This window comes from Sphingomonas sp. S-NIH.Pt15_0812 (assembly GCF_003951315.1).
Classification (GTDB): Bacteria; Pseudomonadota; Alphaproteobacteria; order Sphingomonadales; family Sphingomonadaceae; genus Sphingomonas.
Genome location: NZ_QLJH01000013.1, coordinates 1 through 14,612, shown reverse-complemented (window position 1 = coordinate 14,612; position 14,612 = coordinate 1). Strand labels below are relative to the sequence as shown.

General features: G+C 68.1%; 20 protein-coding genes. 15 read left to right on the top strand and 5 right to left on the bottom strand.

Going from position 1 to position 14,612, the window contains the following annotated elements; translation table 11 throughout:
• Positions 1-19: 19 nt before the first annotated feature.
• Positions 20-718: a dienelactone hydrolase family protein gene (locus BRX43_RS10295; protein WP_125994775.1), complete on the top strand. Its 699-nt coding sequence runs from the start codon at positions 20-22 to the stop codon at positions 716-718.
• Positions 719-819: 101 nt separating this feature from the next.
• On the opposite strand, the gene BRX43_RS10290 is transcribed toward BRX43_RS10295, so the two are convergent.
• From BRX43_RS10290 to hemE, 4 genes are all read right to left on the bottom strand, one after another.
• Positions 820-1,545, bottom strand: coding sequence for a YjbE family putative metal transport protein (locus BRX43_RS10290; protein WP_206433183.1), 726 nt, complete (start codon positions 1,543-1,545; stop codon positions 820-822).
• 191 nt (positions 1,546-1,736) lie between these two features.
• Positions 1,737-2,993, bottom strand: a complete 1,257-nt coding sequence (rho, locus tag BRX43_RS10285; protein WP_125994773.1) for a transcription termination factor Rho — start codon at positions 2,991-2,993, stop codon at positions 1,737-1,739.
• Positions 2,994-3,211: 218 nt separating this feature from the next.
• A complete protein-coding gene (locus tag BRX43_RS10280; RefSeq protein ID WP_125994772.1) occupies positions 3,212-3,670 on the bottom strand; it encodes a CopD family protein in 459 nt (152 codons plus the stop codon).
• Positions 3,667-4,686 (bottom strand): uroporphyrinogen decarboxylase, encoded by a 1,020-nt coding sequence (gene hemE, locus BRX43_RS10275; protein ID WP_277600163.1) that lies wholly within the window; start codon positions 4,684-4,686, stop codon positions 3,667-3,669. The genes BRX43_RS10280 and hemE overlap by 4 nt, the downstream gene beginning before the upstream one ends.
• A gap of 336 nt (positions 4,687-5,022) precedes the next feature.
• Here hemE and BRX43_RS10270 point away from each other — a divergent pair, with 336 nt between their 5' ends.
• From BRX43_RS10270 to BRX43_RS10220, 11 genes are all read left to right on the top strand, one after another.
• The gene (locus BRX43_RS10270; RefSeq protein ID WP_125994862.1) at positions 5,023-5,838 is read left to right on the top strand and encodes a pyruvate, water dikinase regulatory protein; all 816 of its coding nucleotides are present in this window, start codon (positions 5,023-5,025) and stop codon (positions 5,836-5,838) included.
• Positions 5,839-5,912: 74 nt separating this feature from the next.
• Positions 5,913-6,461, top strand: a complete 549-nt coding sequence (locus BRX43_RS10265; RefSeq protein ID WP_241214906.1) for a Maf family protein — start codon at positions 5,913-5,915, stop codon at positions 6,459-6,461.
• Positions 6,458-7,264, top strand: a complete 807-nt coding sequence (locus BRX43_RS10260) for a shikimate dehydrogenase (RefSeq protein WP_125994770.1) — start codon at positions 6,458-6,460, stop codon at positions 7,262-7,264. Before BRX43_RS10265 ends, BRX43_RS10260 begins: the two co-directional genes overlap by 4 nt.
• A gap of 5 nt (positions 7,265-7,269) precedes the next feature.
• Positions 7,270-7,863 carry a dephospho-CoA kinase gene (gene coaE / locus BRX43_RS10255; protein WP_125994769.1) on the top strand — a complete coding sequence of 198 codons (594 nt, stop codon included), beginning with the start codon at positions 7,270-7,272 and terminating at the stop codon, positions 7,861-7,863.
• Positions 7,864-7,871: 8 nt separating this feature from the next.
• Positions 7,872-8,567: a DNA polymerase III subunit epsilon gene (dnaQ, locus tag BRX43_RS10250; RefSeq protein WP_125994768.1), complete on the top strand. Its 696-nt coding sequence runs from the start codon at positions 7,872-7,874 to the stop codon at positions 8,565-8,567.
• Positions 8,568-8,626: 59 nt separating this feature from the next.
• Positions 8,627-9,244, top strand: coding sequence for a ribosome-associated translation inhibitor RaiA (gene raiA / locus BRX43_RS10245; RefSeq protein WP_125994767.1), 618 nt, complete (start codon positions 8,627-8,629; stop codon positions 9,242-9,244).
• A 59-nt stretch (positions 9,245-9,303) separates the two neighbouring features.
• Complete coding sequence (locus BRX43_RS10240; RefSeq protein ID WP_125994766.1) at positions 9,304-9,771, top strand: PTS sugar transporter subunit IIA; 468 nt, start codon at positions 9,304-9,306, stop codon at positions 9,769-9,771.
• 10 nt (positions 9,772-9,781) lie between these two features.
• A complete protein-coding gene (locus BRX43_RS10235) occupies positions 9,782-10,231 on the top strand; it encodes a PaaI family thioesterase (protein WP_241214905.1) in 450 nt (149 codons plus the stop codon).
• Entirely contained in the window at positions 10,228-10,557 is a 330-nt protein-coding gene (locus tag BRX43_RS10230) for a DUF1491 family protein (protein ID WP_125994765.1), read from the top strand. The genes BRX43_RS10235 and BRX43_RS10230 overlap by 4 nt, the downstream gene beginning before the upstream one ends.
• A 155-nt stretch (positions 10,558-10,712) precedes the next feature.
• The gene (locus BRX43_RS10225) at positions 10,713-11,366 is read left to right on the top strand and encodes a cell wall hydrolase (RefSeq protein WP_125994764.1); all 654 of its coding nucleotides are present in this window, start codon (positions 10,713-10,715) and stop codon (positions 11,364-11,366) included.
• Positions 11,367-11,422: 56 nt separating this feature from the next.
• Entirely contained in the window at positions 11,423-11,917 is a 495-nt protein-coding gene (locus BRX43_RS10220; RefSeq protein ID WP_125994763.1) for an MmcB family DNA repair protein, read from the top strand.
• 241 nt (positions 11,918-12,158) lie between these two features.
• Here BRX43_RS10220 and BRX43_RS10215 read toward each other — a convergent pair whose 3' ends face one another.
• Positions 12,159-12,773, bottom strand: a complete 615-nt coding sequence (locus BRX43_RS10215) for an ankyrin repeat domain-containing protein (RefSeq protein WP_125994762.1) — start codon at positions 12,771-12,773, stop codon at positions 12,159-12,161.
• 86 nt (positions 12,774-12,859) lie between these two features.
• On the opposite strand from BRX43_RS10215, the gene BRX43_RS10210 reads away from it, so the two are divergent.
• The 3 genes from BRX43_RS10210 to BRX43_RS10200 are packed head-to-tail and all read left to right on the top strand — an operon-like array spanning position 12,860 to position 14,570.
• Positions 12,860-13,462 carry an SCO family protein gene (locus BRX43_RS10210; protein WP_125994761.1) on the top strand — a complete coding sequence of 201 codons (603 nt, stop codon included), beginning with the start codon at positions 12,860-12,862 and terminating at the stop codon, positions 13,460-13,462.
• Entirely contained in the window at positions 13,459-13,893 is a 435-nt protein-coding gene (locus BRX43_RS10205; protein WP_206433179.1) for a YcgN family cysteine cluster protein, read from the top strand. The genes BRX43_RS10210 and BRX43_RS10205 overlap by 4 nt, the downstream gene beginning before the upstream one ends.
• Entirely contained in the window at positions 13,890-14,570 is a 681-nt protein-coding gene (locus BRX43_RS10200; protein ID WP_241214895.1) for a YgjP-like metallopeptidase domain-containing protein, read from the top strand. Before BRX43_RS10205 ends, BRX43_RS10200 begins: the two co-directional genes overlap by 4 nt.
• Positions 14,571-14,612: the final 42 nt, after the last annotated feature.

The following is a 14,612-nucleotide window of genomic DNA, read 5'->3' as shown; positions in this document are numbered from 1 at the left end:
CGCAAGCAGAGGACCCCACATGACCAGCATCAGCATAACGCCGCTCGACGGTACCGGTCGCTTCGACGCCTATCGCGCCGCGCCCACCGGCACCCCGCGCGCCGCCATCATCGTCATCCAGGAAATCTTCGGCGTGAATGCGGGCATCCGTCGCAAGTGCGATGCGTTGGCCGAGGCCGGTTATCTGGCGATTGCGCCCGACCTGTTCTGGCGGATGCAGCCGGGCATCGAGCTCGATCCGGACGTGCCCGAGCAGATGCAGGCGGCGCTCGACTGGATGGGCAAGTTCGACCAGGACCAGGGCATCCGCGACATCGAAGCGACGATCCGCGTCGCCCGGTCCGAACTCGGCGAGGCCGGCAAGGTCGGCGTGGTCGGCTATTGCCTGGGCGGACGCCTCGCCTTCATGGCGGCCGCGCGGACCGACAGCCAGGCCAGCGTCGGTTATTATGCGGTCGGCGTGGACGGGCTGCTCGGCGAGGCGGCGGCGATCGCGCATCCGGTCCTGTTGCACGTGCCGCAGGAGGATCATTTCGTCGACAAGGCGAGCCAGGCGCGGATGCACGAAGGGCTGGACGATCACCCCAAAGTGACGCTGATCGACTATCCCGGCGAGGATCACGGCTTCGCCACCGAGTTCGGGCAGCGCCGCTCGGACGAGTCCGCCAAGCGCGCCGATGCCGCGACAATGGCCTTTTTCGCCGACCATCTCGGCTGACGGCGGAGGGTTGGAGCCGGTGGTTCCACCCCCGATAACGAAACGGCCCGCCCTCCCCTGTGGGACGGCGGGCCGTGTGACTTTCGGGTGGTGACGGGCGATCAGCCGAACAGGCTGACCAACCCCAGCGTGTCGTCGGTGCCGACCCAGCCTTCGTAGATCATGCGCACCGCGACGAAGAGGATCACCGCGAGGCCGATATAGGCGATCCAGCGGTAGCGATCGATGATCCGCGCGATGAAGTTCGCCGCCAGTCCCATCAGCGCCACCGACAGGATCAGCCCGACGACCAGGATGCCGGGATGCTCGCGCGCCGCGCCGGCGACGGCCAGGACATTGTCCAGGCTCATCGACACGTCGGCCACCGCGACCGCCCAGGCCGCCGCCGCGAAGCTGCGCGCGGATTTTACGCCGGACACGTCGTCCCCGGTCGCGCCGTCCGCATGATCGCCCCCGTTGCGGATTTCACGCCAGAACTTCCAGCTCACCCATAGCAGCAACAGGCCGCCCGCGAAGATCAGCCCGACCACACCCATCAGCCAGGTGACGATCAGCGCGAAGAGGATGCGCAACACCAGTGCCGCGCCGATGCCGATCAGGATGACCTTGCGCCGGTCCGCCGCCGGCAGTCCCGCCGCCAGCGCGCCGACGACGATGGCATTGTCGCCCGCCAGCACCAGGTCGATCATCAGCACCGATCCGAAGGCGGCGAGCGCGGCGGGCTCGGTGATGTTGGAGAAGTCGGCGAGGATGTGCTGCCAGATTTCGGCCGGCGATCCCGGCCCGGCGGCTGCGGCACTGGCAGCCCCGGAAAGTAGAGTGAGGATGGACAAGGGTCGGCTCCCGGATGATGTTCACCGCAACTCGTGGCCGCGGCGCTTGTATCCCCGTCCTACGCAGAAGCCGCCCACATACAAGAACGGCGCGGGAACCAGCCCCGCGCCGTGATCCGGATGACGGAATATCCGGAGCCGATGGCGTGCCCCGTTTCGGGGGGAATACCGCCCGGCCCTCGCCCTTACTGGTTCATGCTGTCGAAGAAATCCTCGTTGGTCTTGGAGTTCTTCATCTTGTCGAGCAGGAACTCCATCGAGTCGATCGTGCCCATCTGCATGAGGATGCGGCGCAGCACCCACATCTTGGACAGCTTGTCCTTCTGGACCAGCAGTTCCTCCTTGCGGGTGCCCGACTTGCCCACGTCGAGCGCGGGGAAGATGCGCTTGTCGGCGACCTTGCGGTCGAGCACGATCTCGGAGTTGCCGGTGCCCTTGAACTCCTCGAAGATCACCTCGTCCATCCGGCTACCCGTGTCGATCAGCGCGGTGGCGATGATCGAGAGCGACCCGCCCTCCTCGATGTTGCGCGCCGCGCCGAAGAAGCGCTTCGGCCGCTGGAGCGCATTGGCGTCGACGCCGCCGGTCAGCACCTTGCCCGACGACGGCACCACCGTGTTGTAGGCGCGGCCCAGGCGGGTGATCGAGTCGAGCAGGATCACCACGTCCTTCTTGTGCTCGACCAGCCGCTTCGCCTTCTCGATCACCATCTCGGCGACCTGGACGTGGCGCTGCGCCGGCTCGTCGAAGGTGGAGGAGACGACCTCGCCCTTCACCGAACGCTGCATGTCGGTGACTTCCTCGGGACGCTCGTCGATCAGCAGCACCAGCAGGAACACCTCGGGGTGATTGTCGGTGATTGCCTTGGCGATGTTCTGGAGCATCACCGTCTTGCCGACGCGGGGCGGCGCGACGATCAGCGTGCGCTGGCCCTTGCCCTGCGGACTGACGATGTCGATCACCCGCGCCGACTTGTCCTTCTGCGTGGGATCGGCCGGATCGAGCGTCAGCTTCTCTTCCGGGTAGAGCGGCGTGAGGTTGTCGAAGTTGACGCGGTGACGGACCGCGTCGGGATCGTCGAAATTGACCGAGATCAGGCGCGTGATCGCGAAATAGCGCTCGCCGTCCTTGGGCGCGCGAATCTCGCCCTCGACCGTATCGCCGGTGCGCAGGCCCCATTTGCGGACCTGGTTGGGCGAGACATAGATGTCGTCGGGCCCGGCGAGATAATTCGCCTCGGGCGATCGCAGGAAGCCAAAGCCGTCCTGCAGCACTTCGATCGTGCCCAGGCCCATGATCTGGTCGCCCTGCTCCGCCTGCTCCTTCAGGATGGCGAACAGCAGGTCCTGCTTGCGCAGGGTCGAGGCTCCCTCGACGCCAAGTTCCTCGGCCAATTGCACCAGCTCAGCCGGCGTCTTCTTCTTGAGATCTTTGAGATGCATGGAAAATTTCCAAATGCGACAGGTAGTTGGGGAGAAGCTCGGTCAGCGGCAGGACGCGGCGACATGAAGCTGGAGGGAGGAACGCGGAACGGCAGGACACCGCTCTACGCGCTGCAAGGACGTAAGCGGGCCGATGTCCCCCGTCAAGCGGGGTTTCGCGGTGCGGATTCGCCCACCGACCCTGTGGATAAGTCGGTGGGCGAATGCGGGGATAAGGATCAGGGTCGGACGATCACCAGCACGACGATCAGCGACACGGCGAGCGCGGGCACCTCGTTCAGCATCCGCAGGTGCCGGCCGGTGAGCGTCGGCTTTCCCGCCGCCAGCTTGCGCGCATAGCCGACCATCCAGCCGTGATAGCCCGAGAGCAGCAGCACCAGCGCCAGCTTGGCGTGCAGCCAGCCCAGCCCCGGCACCCCGTCCGCCAGCCCCAGATTGAGCGCCAGCGACAGCCCCAGCAGCCAGGTGACGATCAGCGCGGGGGTCAGGATGATGTGGCGGATCTTGCCCTCGCGCTCGACCCATTGCGCGGCCTCCTCGGCCCGGCCGGCGGCCAGCGCCTCCTGATGATAGACCAGATAGCGCGGCAGCATGAACAGCCCCGCCATCCAGAAGATCACGAAGATGATATGCGCCGCCTTCACCCAGTCATAGGCCGCGCCCAGCCATCCGGTCATCCCATCCTCCTGACACGAGCGATCAGTCGCTCGACATGAGCCACCGGCGTGTCGGGCAGGATGCCGTGGCCCAGGTTGAACACATGCGGGCGATCCGCCAGCGCGGCGAGGATATCGTCCACCGCGCGGTCCAGTTCCACCCCTCCCGCGATCAGCGCGAGCGGGTCGAGATTGCCCTGGACCGGCATTCCCTCCGGCAGATTGGCGTGCGCCCAGACCGGATCGACCGTCTCGTCCAATCCCAGCGCGTCGACGCCGGTTTCGCGGGCATAGGCGGGCAATTTGCCGCCCGCCCCCTTGGGAAAGCCGATGACGACCAGGCCCGGCCGCAGCGTCTTCAGCCGCGCGACGATCGCGGCATTCGGGGCGATGACCCAGCGTTCGAACTGCGCCGGCGACAGGCTGCCCGCCCAACTGTCGAACAGCTGCACCGCCTCCACTCCGGCATCGGCCTGGGCCACCAGATAGGTCACGGTGCAGTCCACGATGGCATCGATGATCGCGGCGAAGGCCTGCGGGTCGTTATAGGCGAAGCGCCGGGTCTCGCCCTGGTCCTTCGATCCGGCGCCCGCGACCATATAGGTCGCCACGGTCCAGGGCGACCCCGCAAAGCCCAGGAAGGTCGTGTCGGCGGGCAGGGCGGCCGCGACCGCCTGCACGGTGGCATAGACCGGCTCCAGCCGCTCGGGGACGCGGTCCAGCGCCGACAGCGCGTGGTCGACCAGCGGCGGGGTCAGGCGTGGCCCCTCCCCCGCCCCGAACGTCAGCTCCTGGCCCAGCGCCCAGGGAACCATCAGGATGTCGGAGAAGAGGATCGCGCCGTCGAAGCCGAACCGGCGGATCGGCTGGAGCGTGACCTCCGCCGCAGCGACGGGATCGGTCGCCAGCGCCAGGAAGCCGCCTTTCTCCGCCCGGAGTGCGCGATATTCCGGCAGATACCGGCCCGCCTGGCGCATGAGCCAGAGGGGCGGGATGGCATGACGCTCGCCGCGGAGCGTGGACAAGAGGCGTTTCACGGGTCGGTCCGGCCCTTCTATCTAAGAAGAATAAGAGTCTTAGGGATGATGAAGTCGTAGGCGCGTTGGCAGCGGGGATTAAGCGGCCATCCCCGAAATGCCAACAGATTGACCGATCCTGATTCGTCGATTCCCTAGCGATTCGATTCGATGTTCCACGTTATCCACAGGCTGTGGAGCGAATCCGGAGGGTGTGGATGGCGTTGTGGATAAAAACGGAGTCGTCCACCGGTCGCGATGCGCTTCCCCGGTCGGACGGGTTGCGCTACCGCTTACCCCCATGTTGTCCACAGATCGGTCCCGCCGCCGCACCAACCTCCGGGAGGCGAGCGCATGATGACTCGGCTCCACCTCCACCTCCTGTCGGATTCGACCGGCGAGACGCTGGAAAACATCGCCAAGGCGGCGCTGGCGCAATATGACGATGTCGAAACCGTCCGCCATTTCTGGCCGATGGTCCGCACCGAGGCGCATCTGGAGCGCATCCTCCAGGAGATCGCGCAAAATCCGGGGCTGGTGGTGTTCACCCTGGTCAATCCGTCCACCCGCCGCATCCTGGAGTCGCGTTGCGCCGCGCTCGGCCTGCCGGCGGTCGCGCCGCTCGACCCGGTCAACGACGCGCTGTCGGCGATGCTGGGGCAACAGGCCAAGGCGCGGCCCGGCCGCCAGCACGTGCTGGACGCCGCCTATTTCGCGCGCGTCGATGCGATCCAGTGGACCATCGCGCATGACGACGGCATCGCCTGGGAGGAATGGGAGGAAGCGGATATCGTGCTGGCCGGGGTCAGCCGCTCGTCCAAGACGCCGACCTCCATCTATCTCGCCAATCGCGGCTACAAGACCGCCAATATCCCGATCGTGGTCGAAAGCCCGCCGCCGGCCGCGCTCTATTCGCTGCGCACCCCGCTGGTCGTCGGCCTGACCACCAGCGCCGACCGGCTGATCCAGATCCGCCGCAACCGGCTGTTGTCGCTCAACCAGATGCCCGACACCGCCTATGTCGAGGAGGAATCGGTGCTGAAGGAGATCGCCTTCGCCCGCCGGCTGTTCGCCGACAATGGCTGGCCGGTGATCGACGTCACCCGCCGCTCGATCGAGGAGACCGCCGCCGCGGTCGTCTCGCTCGTCAACCAGCGCAAGGCCAATTCGTGAGCGACGCCCCCACCCTGATCCCAACCCTGATCCCAACCCTGATCCTGGCGTCGCAGAGCGCCTCGCGCCGCGCGATGCTGACCGATGCGGGCGTGCCCTTCACGCCGATGGCGGCGATGGTCGACGAGGACTCGGCGAAACAGGCGCTCGCCGACCTGTCGCCGCGCGACCTGGCCGATGCGCTCGCCGAACTGAAGGCGGTGAAGATCGCGACCCAGGTGCCCGGCGCCCTGGTGCTGGGATCGGACTCGCTGGTGGCGCTCGCCGACGGCACCCGGCTCGACAAGCCGGTCGACCGCGACGATGCCGCGCGCCACCTGCGCGCCATGTCGGGGGGCATCCACGACCTTTGGAGCGCGGCGGTGATCGCGGAGAATGGCCGCGCGGTCTGGCGACAGGTCGATCGGGCCCGCCTCCATGTCCGGCCGCTCGGCGACGCGTTCATCAACCGCTATCTGGACGCCGAATGGCCGGCGATCGCCGGTTGCGTCGGCTGTTTCCGGGTCGAGGGGCCGGGCGTCCAGCTGTTCAACCGGGTCGAGGGCAGCCATTTCACCATATTGGGCATGCCGCTGCTGCCGGTGCTGGCCTATCTACGCGAACGAAAGGTGATGCCGGCATGATCTACGCCGAGGTGATCGGGGACCCGATCGGGCACAGCAAGTCGCCGATGATCCACCGCCACTGGCTGGGCCAGCTGGGCCTGGATGCCGATTACCGCGCCACCCCGGTCGCGCCCGACGATCTGGGCGCCTTCCTGCGCGACCGGGCGGACGATCCCGAGTGGCGCGGCTGCAACGTCACCGTGCCGCACAAGGTGGCCGCGCTCGACCATGTCGCCGATCCGGGCGGGGTGCGCCACTCGATCGGCGCGATCAACACCGTCTTCCGTACCGAGGACGGCACGCTGGCCGGCACCAATACCGATGCCGCCGGCTTCTGGTCGCCGATCGCCGAACTCGACCTGGCGGGCCAGCCGGTGACGGTGATCGGCGCGGGCGGCGCGGCACGCGCGATCCTCTGGGCGCTGTCGCGCGTCGGGGTCGGGCCGGTGACGGTGATGAACCGCAACGTCCTGAAGGCGGCGGCGCTGCTCAGCCAGTTCGGTCTGAAGGGCCAGGCGCTGCCGCTCGGGCCCGCCGTGCCCCCCGCCGCGCTGACGGTCAACGCCTCCAGCCTGGGCATGACCGGCCAGCCGCCGCTGGTGCTCGACCTGTCGGCGCTGCCCGAGGACGCGATCGTCTACGACATCGTCTATGCGCCGCTGGAGACGGACTTGCTCGCCGCCGCGCGCGCGCGCGGGCTGGAGACGGTCGACGGCCTGGACATGCTGGTGGCGCAGGCGGCGGTGGCGTTCGAGATCCTGTTCGGCCAGGCCCCGCCCCGCGACCGGGACGAGGATCTGCGCGCCGCCCTGACCGCCTGATCCCCATGCGCACGCTAGGCCTGACCGGATCGATCGGCATGGGCAAGTCGACGGTCGCGGCGATGTTCGTCGACGCGGGCGTGCCGGTGTTCGACGCCGATGCGACCGTCCACCGCCTGCAGGGGCCGGGCGGTCGGCTGGTGCCGGCGATCGAATCGGCCTTTCCCGGCACGACGGGGGCACAGGGGGTCGACCGCCCTGCCCTGTCGGCGGCGGTGATGGGCGATTCGGCGGCGTTCGCGCGGCTGGAGGCGATCGTCCACCCCGCCGTGGCGGAGGAACGCGCCGCCTTTTGCGCCGATCATGGCGGTGCGCCGCTGGTCGTGTTCGACGTGCCCCTGCTGTTCGAGACCGGCGGCGATACGCGCGTCGACCGCGTCGCGGTCGTCTCCGCACCGGAAGAAATCCAGCGCCGGCGGGTACTTGCCCGGCCGGGCATGACCGAGGCCAAGTTCGCGGCGATCCTGGCGCGGCAGATGCCCGATGCCGAGAAGCGCGTCCGCGCCGACTATCTCATCCCGACCGGCGGCGGACTGGACGAAACCCGCGACCATGTCCGGCGGGTGATCGCTTGCATGGCGTCTCGCGAAGGCCGATAACCTCCGGGATGCGAGAGATCGTCTTCGACACGGAAACGACCGGGTTCAAATTCTCCGAGGGCGACCGGCTGGTCGAGATCGGCTGCGTCGAACTGGTCAATCGGGTGGAAACCGGCCGGACCTTCCACGCCTATTACAATCCCGAGCGCGCGATGCCGGCCGAGGCGCAGGCGGTGCACGGCCTGTCCGACGCCTTCCTGTCCGACAAGCCGGTGTTCGCCGCCGGAGTGGCCGATTTCCTCGACTTCATCGGCGACGCGCCGCTGATCGCGCATAATGCGAGCTTCGATTTCGGCTTCATCAATGGCGAGCTGGGCCAGTGCGGCTTTCCGCCGGTCTGCCACCGGACCCGGATGATCGATACGCTGGCGATCTCGCGCCAGAAGCATCCGGGCGCCAAGCATACGCTGGACGCGCTCTGCTCGCGCTACGGCATCGATAGGTCGCACCGCGTGCTGCACGGCGCCTTGCTCGACGCGCAGCTGCTGGCGCAGGTCTATGTCGAGCTGATGGGCGGGCGGCAGATCGGCCTAGGACTGAGCCTGGAGCCGCAAGCCGCCGATTCCGGCCCGGTCTTGACCGCCGCCCCCCGCCGCCAGCGACCGGCGCGCGTTTTCGCGGCGAGCGAGGGAGAGATTGCCGCCCATGCCGCGTTCATGAAGGGGATCAGCGATCCGATTTGGGGGACCGTGGCGTCCGGTTGACGCCGTTCCGGCAAGGCCAACAGGACCGCCGGCCTAGACGAAACATAGGAGTTGCGAGAATGGATATCCGGATTTCAGGTCATCAGGTCGAAACGGGCGATGCGCTGAAGGCCCATGTCGCCGACCGACTCCAGGGTATCGCCAGCAAATATTTCGAACGGGCCATCTCCGCGGAGGTCACGTTCGGCAAGGGTCCGCACGACGTCGGGTTCAAATGCGATATCGTCGCGCACATCATGCGCGGCCTGATCCTCAAGGGCCGGCACGAGGCGCAGGATGCGCACCGCGCCTTCGACGCGGCGGCCGAGAAGATCGAGAAGCAGCTGCGCCGCTACATGCGCCGCCTGAAGGATCGCAACGCCGCCCAGGCGATCGAGATCGAGCAGGCCAATGGCTATGACAACGCCAACTACACGCTCTTTGCCGAGACGGTGGAGGATGACGAGGCGGGCGATGCGCCGCTGATCGTCGCCGAGACGCGCGTCGACGTGCCGGATGCCAGCGTGTCGGATGCGGTGATGATGCTCGACCTGCGCAACACCGCCGCGCTGCTGTTCAAGAATTCGGGCACCGGCGCGTTCAACATGGTCTATCGCCGCGGCGACGGCACGATCGGCTGGGTCGAGCCCCAGGCCGACCAGCTGCAGGCGACGCCGGCCCAGCCCCAGGCGGCCTGACCCCTTGCCACCCCCGCGTCGTTCGCTAAGGCGGCGCGGGGCTTTTCCAGAGTGGCACAATGACTGACTTAAGCGATGTGGTCCGCCCGGAGGCCGTGCAGACCGGGTGGAACGTCGCCAACAAGAAGATTCTGTTCCAGCAGATCGGGCAACTCGCCGCCATGCAGGGGATCGGCGACGCGCGCCCGGTCGCTGAGCGGCTAGCCGATCGCGAGCGGCTGGGTTCGACCGGCTTTGGCGGCGGGGTCGCCATTCCCCATGCCAAGCTGGAGGGATTGGGCGCACCGACCGGACTGTTCGTGCGGCTGGCGCAGCCGATCGAGTTCCAGGCGGTGGACGACCTGCCGGTCGACCTGGTCTTCGCCCTGTTGTCGCCGGTCGATGCCGGGCAGGAGCATCTGAAGGCGCTGGCGCGGATTTCGCGTCGGCTGCGCGACCGGCCCTTTGTCGACAAGCTGCGCGGCGCGGGGTCGCCCGATGCGCTCTATGCGCTGTTCACCATGCCGGACCCGCGCCGTGCCGCCTGAGGTGGCGGGCATGGCGGCGGGCGAAGCCGCGCATTTCCGCGCGCTGGAGTCGCTCTACGCCCACGCGCCGATCAACCGCTTCTTCGAATCCACCCTGGAGATCGCGGAGGCCGGCGTCGCGCGAATCCGCTTCACGCTCGACGAACGGCATTTCCACGCCGGCGGCGCGGCGCATGGCACCAGCTATTTCAAGATGCTGGACGATGCCGCCTTCTATGCCTGCAACAGCCTGGTTAGCGATCGCTTCCTGCTGACCACCGCGTTCAACCTGCTGCTGACCAAGCCGCTCAAGGCCGGGCCCGTGGTCGCGGAGGGTCGCTGGGTCAGCGGCAAGCGCCGTGTCTTCGTCGGCGAGGCGCGGCTGATCGATGCCGAGGGCGAGGAGGCGGCGCGCGGCACCGGCACCTTCATGCGCTCGCGCATCGCCCTCGCCGGGCTGCCCGGCTATGCGGGATCATGACCGACGATCGGCTGCCCACGCACCTTCTGGTCGGCGCGATGCTGCGCCGGGCGAACGACCAGGGCGGCATGGGCATGGTGCTGGCCAAGGGCGATGCGCAGGGTGGCGGCATTCTGATCGTCGCGGTCGAGCCGGGTGGGCAGGAGGCGCTGTTCGAGAGAGCATTCGATCTCGATGGTAAATCCATTTTAAGAAATGTGGCACCCAACGACGATCCGACCGGCTATTGGCGGCGACGGCGCGAACGGGACCGCGACCTGTGGGTGATCGAACTCACCGTCGCAGGGGTCGAACGGTTCATCGCCGAAACGATCGCGTCGAATTGACTCGGAACCGTAACACCGCGACAGGGCCGTCGTTCTAATACGCGTTGTGCCGCGTCTGGGTGCGATCCAGGTCGGTGACGCAGTCGGGGGGTAGCCCGGACGATCGCTGAACAAGCGATCGGGTCCGTGAACCAACCGCATGTCGAATTGATTGAATGTCGTTTTTGTCTCGGGTCGCGACTGCCGCGACCTTTGCTCTTTCCCTGGCCGGGGCTCTTGCCAGCTCACCCGGTTGGGCCACCGGTACGGACCAGGGCCTGGTCACGACTCCGGCGCTCCAGACGTTGAACACGCTGGCCCCCCAGATGGTTCCTGCGGTCGAGCCCGTCGCTCCCGCCTCCACCGTCACCCCCGCCTCAGTCCCGATGGTCCAGCCGGTCCCGGCCGAGGAACCCGAATTCGAGACGCTCGACGCCGCGGTCGCCGCCCAGGCCAGCGAAGCCAAGGACGAGGCGACCCGCTGCCTTGCCGGTGCGATCTATTTCGAGGCCAAGGGCGAGCCGCTCGCCGGCCAGCTCGCCGTCGCCGAGGTCATCCTGAACCGCGCCAAGTCGGGCCGTTATCCCCCCGATGTGTGCAGCGTCATCACCCAGCGCGGCCAGTTCTCCTTCGTGCGCGGCGGCAAGATCCCCGAGATCGACACCGACCGTCGCTCCTACCGCACCGCCGTCGCGGTCGCCCGCGTCGCATTGAACGACATGTGGGACAGCAACGCGTCGGACGCGATGTACTTCAACGCCACCCATCGCCGCCCGTCGGGCGGGGCGATCAAGGTCGCGTCGATCGGCAACCACGTCTTCTATCGCTAAGCGTCGTACGGCGTTCGGACTTGATCCGTTCGCCGGATGTTCCTAAAGTCGACGTCATGCTCGACGTCGCACCCGCCTCGTGCCACGATCCCCTGGATTCGACGCTCTGTGCCGCTGACGTGGCGCGGGGCGTCGTGCGCATGTTGCTGCGGCACGATCTGGTCGCCATGGCGGAGGTGCCGCTCGACGGCGGTCGCCGCGCCGACCTGATGGCGATCGACGCCAAGGGGCGGATCGTCATCGTCGAGATCAAGACCAGCCGCGCCGACCTGCTCGGCGACGGCAAATGGCCCGATTATCTCGATCATTGCGACCGCTATTTCTGGGCGGTGCCGGCCGGTTTCGACACCGGGCCGCTCGACGGCGCGGCCTTCCTGCCGGAGCGGACCGGGGTGATCGTCGCCGACCGCTATGACGCGGCGATCGTGCGCGAGGCGCATACCAATCCCCTGCCCGCCCATGTCCGCAAGCGCTGCACCCTGGCCTTCGCCCGCCGCGCGGCGCGACGGCTGACTCATCTGGTCGATCCGGACAGCGCTTCGCTCGGGTGAGTGTTCGGCGAGGCTCCACCGAGCCTATCGGACGACTCGCCGCATTTCGCCGCCACCCCGGCTTCGGCGGCATCTCTGCAAGCGTCGATATCCCGCCCAACCACCCTCCACCCCGGTGGAGATCGGGGTGCAGTCGCGGAACGTTCCGATCCCTCTACAAACATCCCCTACCGGGTCCTGGCCTTCGCCGGGATGGTATGACGGGGGCTTTGGTCGGACGAGGACACGAACGGTCCGTCCGTCAGAATTTCGGACCCGCCACCGCCGGCCGGGCCTTTTTCGGCGTCTCGGCGAACAGCTTGGCGATGGCGGTGCTGCGCGTGTCCTGATTGGCATAGTCGCGGGCCGACAGGCCGGCCATCATGTCGGCCTGGTCGGGATCGGCCTTGGCGGCGAGGAGCAGGCGGACCATGTCGATGCTGCGGCCCTGCACCGCCAGGATCAGCGGCGTGACGCCCGACTGGTTGCCGAGATTGGGATTGGCCTTGGCGGCGGTCAGGATCGGGATCATGTCGCGCTGACCGGTCTGCACCGCCAGCACCAGCGGCGTATTGCCCTGCCCGTCGCGCAGGTTCGGGTCCGCGCCCTTTTGCAGCAGATACCGCAGATAGGTCTCGTCGCCGCGCTTGATGACGATGTGCAGCGCGCCCTCGCCGGTGCTGATGTCGCGCGCGTTGACGATGCTGCTGCCCGGCCGGTCGAGCATGGCGATCACGTCATTGCCCTTGGCTTCGCGGACGGCGTTGAGGAACTTGTAGCTTTCCGACTGTTGCTGGGCGCGGGCGGGGGTGGCGACCGGCATGGCGGCACAAGCCAGCGCGGCGAGCGCGACGGAGAGGAGGGAAGGGCGCGTCATGGCAGGATCCTTGGCCGAAACGGGGCGGATGCGACTCCGCTCCCTGCTTGCGCGGGCCCGGTTATCAGATCAAGGGTGGTGGCACCATGAACAGGCGCTCCCTCGCGATACTCGCGTTCGGCCTGGCGCTGGCCGGCTGCCAGTCCCCTGCCTCCACCACCTCATCCTCTGCCGAAGCGCCGCCACTGGCCGGCGCGGCGATCGGCGGTCCCTTCGCGCTCACCGATGCCAAGGGGCGTATTGTCAGCGACCGCAGCTTCGCCGGGCAATGGCGGATCATGTATTTCGGCTACAGCTTCTGTCCCGATGTCTGCCCCACCGACGCGCAGGCGATCGGCGCGGGGCTGCGCCGCTTCGCCGAGCGTGATCCCTACCGGGCCGCGCGGGTGGTGCCGATCTTCGTCACCATCGATCCGGCGCGCGACACGCCGGCGGTGCTCGGCCGCTTCGTCGCCGCCTTCCATCCGCGCATGGTCGGGCTGACCGGCAGCGCGGACGCGGTGGCGCGGGCGGAAAAGGCCTTCGCCGTCTATGCCAGGCGCGGCGAGACCACCGCCGGTGGCGGCTATATGATGGATCACAGCCGCCAGACCTATCTGATGGACCCCAACAACAAGCCCGTGGCGCTGATCCCTGCCGACGAGGGGCCGACCGCCGTGGCCGACGCGCTGGCGCGGTGGGTCAAGTGAGCGGTCGCTTCTGGGAGCGTCCGATCGAGACGCTGGACCGCGCCGAATGGGAGGCCCTGTGCGACGGCTGCGGCAAATGCTGCATCCATAAGCTGGAGGATGAGGAGACGGGGGAGGTGCTGCCGACCAACGTCGCCTGCCGCCTGCTCGACCGGCGTACCGGCTTCTGCTCGGACTATAAGCATCGCCATGCCTATGTGCCCGAATGCGTGCGGCTGACGATGCGCAACGTCCGCGCGATCGACTGGCTGCCCTCGACCTGCGCCTATCGCCTGCGCGCGGCGGGCGAGCCCCTGCCGGACTGGCATTATCTGGTGTCGGGCGACCGCGAGTCGGTCCATGCCGCGCGCCAGTCGGTGCGCGGTTGGACGGTCAGCGAGGATGATGTCGGCGATATGGAGGACCATATCGTCGACGATCGCGAGCTGTGACGATCGAGGGGCTGGAGGTGGTGCGCAACCCGCGCGCCCGCCGGCTGAAGCTGACGCTGGACCGGGTCAGCGGCCGCGCGCGACTGGTGCTGCCGGCCCGGGCGGCGTTGAAGCCGGCCCTCGCCTGGGCGGGGGCGCAAGCGGCGTGGCTGGCCGAACAGCGCGCCCGCCTGCCACAGGTCCAGCCCTTCGCGATCGGACTGGTGCTGACGATCGACGACCGACCGGTGACGATCGTGCGCGGCGAGGGGGCACGGCGGACGCTGGCCTTCGACGGCGCGACGCTGTCGGTCGCCGGGCCGATCGAGACGCTGCCCCGCCGTGTCGAGGCCTGGCTGAAGCGCCGCGCGCTCGACCTGCTGACCGAGGAGACGGCCTATTATGCCGCCCGGGCCGGCGTCTCCGTCACGCGCGTGGCGGTCGGCGATCCGCGCGGACGCTGGGGCAGTTGCGCGTCGGACGGGGCGATCCGCTATAGCTGGCGGCTGATCCTGGCGCCGCGCTTCGTCCGCCGCGCCACCGTCGCGCATGAGGTCGCGCACCGCGTCCATATGGACCACAGCCCCGCCTTCCACGCGCTGGTCGCGAAACTTTACGGCGAGGACCCGACCCCGGCGCGGCAGTGGCTGCGTGCGCACGGGGCATCGCTTCACGGATTTGGCCGCTCGCCGGTGTAGCGGTCCGGAGGCGGCGACTCGATCGGCGCCGGACCGCTACAC

Bases quoted from the DNA above. Each gene is read 5' to 3' on its own strand.
- BRX43_RS10295 (WP_125994775.1), top strand. From the start codon at position 20: ATGACCAGCATCAGCATAACGCCGCTCGACGGTACCGGTCGCTTCGAC.
- rho (WP_125994773.1), bottom strand. From the start codon at position 2,993: ATGCATCTCAAAGATCTCAAGAAGAAGACGCCGGCTGAGCTGGTGCAA.
- BRX43_RS10280 (WP_125994772.1), bottom strand. From the start codon at position 3,670: ATGACCGGATGGCTGGGCGCGGCCTATGACTGGGTGAAGGCGGCGCAT.
- BRX43_RS10270 (WP_125994862.1), top strand. From the start codon at position 5,023: ATGACTCGGCTCCACCTCCACCTCCTGTCGGATTCGACCGGCGAGACG.
- BRX43_RS10265 (WP_241214906.1), top strand. From the start codon at position 5,913: ATGCTGACCGATGCGGGCGTGCCCTTCACGCCGATGGCGGCGATGGTC.
- BRX43_RS10260 (WP_125994770.1), top strand. From the start codon at position 6,458: ATGATCTACGCCGAGGTGATCGGGGACCCGATCGGGCACAGCAAGTCG.
- coaE (WP_125994769.1), top strand. From the start codon at position 7,270: ATGCGCACGCTAGGCCTGACCGGATCGATCGGCATGGGCAAGTCGACG.
- dnaQ (WP_125994768.1), top strand. From the start codon at position 7,872: ATGCGAGAGATCGTCTTCGACACGGAAACGACCGGGTTCAAATTCTCC.
- raiA (WP_125994767.1), top strand. From the start codon at position 8,627: ATGGATATCCGGATTTCAGGTCATCAGGTCGAAACGGGCGATGCGCTG.
- BRX43_RS10240 (WP_125994766.1), top strand. From the start codon at position 9,304: ATGACTGACTTAAGCGATGTGGTCCGCCCGGAGGCCGTGCAGACCGGG.
- BRX43_RS10235 (WP_241214905.1), top strand. From the start codon at position 9,782: ATGGCGGCGGGCGAAGCCGCGCATTTCCGCGCGCTGGAGTCGCTCTAC.
- BRX43_RS10230 (WP_125994765.1), top strand. From the start codon at position 10,228: ATGACCGACGATCGGCTGCCCACGCACCTTCTGGTCGGCGCGATGCTG.
- BRX43_RS10225 (WP_125994764.1), top strand. From the start codon at position 10,713: ATGTCGTTTTTGTCTCGGGTCGCGACTGCCGCGACCTTTGCTCTTTCC.
- BRX43_RS10220 (WP_125994763.1), top strand. From the start codon at position 11,423: ATGCTCGACGTCGCACCCGCCTCGTGCCACGATCCCCTGGATTCGACG.
- BRX43_RS10215 (WP_125994762.1), bottom strand. From the start codon at position 12,773: ATGACGCGCCCTTCCCTCCTCTCCGTCGCGCTCGCCGCGCTGGCTTGT.
- BRX43_RS10210 (WP_125994761.1), top strand. From the start codon at position 12,860: ATGAACAGGCGCTCCCTCGCGATACTCGCGTTCGGCCTGGCGCTGGCC.